The sequence below is a fragment of the Micromonospora sp. 4G55 genome (assembly GCF_016803375.1).
Window position 1 is genome coordinate 1 of record NZ_JAEVHN010000681.1, and the last position, 3,237, is coordinate 3,237.

General features: G+C 72.6%; 2 protein-coding genes and 2 pseudogenes. 3 read left to right on the forward strand and 1 reads right to left on the reverse strand.

The window, feature by feature from the left end:
* Positions 1-120 precede the first annotated feature (120 nt).
* Positions 121-426, reverse strand: coding sequence for a CD225/dispanin family protein (locus JNW89_RS32260; RefSeq protein WP_088960358.1), 306 nt, complete (start codon positions 424-426; stop codon positions 121-123).
* Positions 427-605: 179 nt separating this feature from the next.
* Between JNW89_RS32260 and purN the strand changes: the two genes are divergently transcribed.
* From purN to JNW89_RS32275, 3 genes and pseudogenes are all read left to right on the forward strand, one after another.
* Positions 606-1,226 (forward strand): phosphoribosylglycinamide formyltransferase, encoded by a 621-nt coding sequence (purN, locus tag JNW89_RS32265; protein WP_238451937.1) that lies wholly within the window; start codon positions 606-608, stop codon positions 1,224-1,226.
* Positions 1,223-2,793, forward strand: a pseudogene (gene purH / locus JNW89_RS32270) (bifunctional phosphoribosylaminoimidazolecarboxamide formyltransferase/IMP cyclohydrolase). Before purN ends, purH begins: the two are co-directional and overlap by 4 nt.
* A gap of 264 nt (positions 2,794-3,057) precedes the next feature.
* Positions 3,058-3,237: pseudogene (locus tag JNW89_RS32275) on the forward strand (hypothetical protein); the annotation flags it as partial.

Genomic DNA, 3,237 nt, shown 5'->3' on the forward strand with positions numbered 1-3,237 from the left:
GCTGCCCGTACGGCTGCCCGGAGGCGGGCTGGCCGTACGGGTCGTGCGGGGGCTGCTGGCCGTACGGGTCCTGACCGGGGGGTCCGGGCTGCATGGCGGATGCTCCTCAGTCGGTGATCGTCAGTAGCTGCTGGTGCTGGTGTCGGAGCCCATGATCCCGGCCAGACCACCGGCGAGGCAGCACAGCAGGACGATCACGAGCCAGACGGCGCCGATGATGATGGCCCACTTCGACCACTTCTTCGACTCGTTCGCCGCCGCCTGGGCGCCCGCGTAGTCACCCTGCTGGAGCAGCGGGTTGACCTTGGAGGCGTTGATGATGGCCGGGATGGCGAGCGGCCAGAAGAAGAAGATGGCCACGATGGACATCGTCATGTTGTTGTTGATCGGCGGCTGCTGCGCGGGGTTGGGGTAACCGGGCTGCATGGTGCTCCTCGCTCCGTCGGCACTGTCCGTGCCTGATCTTGTGGTGAAGGGTGCGGCGGCGGGCCGGACGGCAGCCACCGAGCGACGGGCAGCGTATCGCGTACGTGCCACTCGCGTGATCACCCGAATCGCCGCTGCCCGATCGCTGGGAGTCCTGACCTGCCCGATAGGGTGGCCGCGTGACCGAGCCCGCGTCCGTCGCCCGCCTCGTCGTCCTCGTCTCCGGCTCCGGCAGCAACCTCCAGGCGCTGCTCGACGCCACCGCCGACCCCGCGTACGGGGCCCGGGTGGTGGCCGTCGGCGCCGACCGCGACGGGATCGCCGGCCTGGACCGGGCCGCCGCCGCCGGGGTGCCGACCTTCGTCGACCGGGTCAAGGACCACCCGTCCCGGGAGGACTGGGACCTCGCGCTCACCGCGCACGTCGCCGAGCACCGACCCGACCTGGTGATCTCGGCCGGCTTCCTGAAGCTGGTCGGGCCGCACTTCCTGGCCGCCTTCGGTGACCGCTACCTGAACACGCACAACACCCTGCTGCCGGCGTTCCCCGGCATCCACGGCCCCCGCGACGCGCTTGCCTACGGCGTCAAGGTCACCGGGGCCACGCTCTTCTTCGTCGACGCCGGGATGGACACCGGCCCGATCGTCGCGCAGGTCGCCGTGCCGGTACGCGACGACGACGACGTGGAGACGCTCACCGAGCGCATCAAGGAGGCCGAGCGGCGCCAGCTCGTCGAGCAGGTCGGTCGGCTGGTCCGCGAAGGTTGGACGATCACCGGAAGAAAGGTCACGGTCCCGTGAGTTCCACTCAGGACGAGCGTCGCCCGATCAGGCGGGCACTGGTCAGCGTCTACGACAAGAGCGGCCTGGTCGAGCTGGCCCGGGCCCTGCACGACGCCGGGGTGGAGATCGTCTCGACCGGCAGCACCGCGTCCACCATCTCGGGCGCAGGGGTGCCGGTGACCCCGGTCGAGCAGGTGACCGGCTTCCCGGAGATCCTCGACGGCCGGGTGAAGACCCTGCACCCGAAGATCCACGGCGGTCTCCTGGCCGACCTGCGCAAGGACACCCACGCCGCCCAGCTCGACGAGCACGGCATCGCCGGGATCGACCTGCTGGTCTCCAACCTCTACCCGTTCCAGGCCACGGTCGCCTCCGGCGCGAGCCAGGACGAGTGCGTGGAGCAGATCGACATCGGCGGGCCGGCGATGGTCCGGGCCGCGCCAAGAACCACGCGTCGGTCGCGGTGGTGACCGACCCGGCGGCGTACCCGGCCCTGGTGGCCGCCCTCGCCGACGGCGGCTTCACGCTGGCGCAGCGTCGGGCGCTCGCCGCCCGCGCCTTCGCCGACATCGCCGAGTACGACGTTGCCGTGGCCGACTGGTTCGCCACCACCCTGGCCCCGGCCGCCGACGGGTGGCCGCAGTTCGCCGGGCTGAGCCTGCGCCGCCGGGCGGTGCTGCGCTACGGGGAGAACCCGCACCAGGCGGCGGCCGTCTACGCCGACCCGTCCAGCCCCGCCGGCCTGGCCCAGGCCGAGCAGCTGCACGGCAAGGAGATGTCCTACAACAACTACGTCGACGCCGACGCGGCCTGGCGGGCCGCGAACGACTTCACCGACCAGCCGGCGGTGGCGATCATCAAGCACGCCAACCCGTGCGGCATCGCGGTCGGCGCGGACGTGGCCGAGGCGCACCGCCGGGCGCACGCCTGCGACCCGGTGTCGGCGTACGGCGGGGTGATCGCCGTCAACCGGCCGGTGAGCGTGGAGATGGCCCGGCAGGTGGCCGACATCTTCACCGAGGTCGTGGTCGCTCCCGGTTACGACGAGGGCGCGGTGGAGATCCTCCAGGGGAAGAAGAACATCCGGCTGCTGCACGCCCCGGCCTTCGACCCGCTGCCGGCGGAGTGGCGGCAGGTCACCGGCGGTGTCCTGGTGCAGCTGCGGGACAAGGTCGACGCCGAGGGCGACGACCCGGCGAACTGGCGGCTGGCCACCGGCGACCCGGCCGACGAGGCCACCCTGCGGGACCTGGCCTTCGCCTGGCGGGCGGTCCGCGCGGTGAAGAGCAACGCGATCCTGCTGGCGCAGGACGGCGCCACCGTCGGAGTCGGCATGGGGCAGGTCAACCGGGTGGACTCGGCACGGTTGGCGGTCGACCGGGCCGGCGCCGAGCGGGCCCGGGGCGCGGTCTGCGCCTCGGACGCGTTCTTCCCGTTCGCCGACGGCCCGAAGATCCTCATCGAGGCGGGCGTCCGCGCCATCGTCCAGCCGGGTGGCTCCATTCGCGACGAGGAGGTCATCGCCGCCTGCAAGGAGGCCGGCGTGACCATGTACCTCACCGGCACCCGGCACTTCTTCCACTGACGACCCTCCGCAGCCGCCGATCACGGAGGGCGGCGGCCGACACGTCGGCCACCGTCAACTCGTGATTGGCGTGCTCGGCGGGCCGAGCGGAGAGAAAAGGGAGACCAGCGGGCCGTTGCCCGGCGACGAACGTTGTTGCTAGCGTGAGGCCGCCCCCGGGCGATCCACCCCTCCCCAGCCGCTCCGCCCGTTCCCCACCTCGCGACCGTCCATCGTCGCCCGTCGCCGGGAACGCGCCGGACATCCCGTACCGGCAGGTCCGCCATGCGCATCTTCGAACGGTTGACGTCCGTCGCCGTCGCGTTGGCGTTCGTCCTGGCCGGCCTCGGCGCGCCGGCCTGCCCGGGTGGCCACTCCGCCGACCACGCTCCCGCCGGGCACCACGCCCTGGCAGGCCACGCCCTGGCGACCGGTGAGCCCGACGGCGTCCCGCCCGCCGGCCGT

Excerpts from the sequence above, each read along its gene's own strand:
- JNW89_RS32260 (WP_088960358.1), bottom strand. The coding sequence starts at position 426 with ATGCAGCCCGGTTACCCCAACCCCGCGCAGCAGCCGCCGATCAACAAC.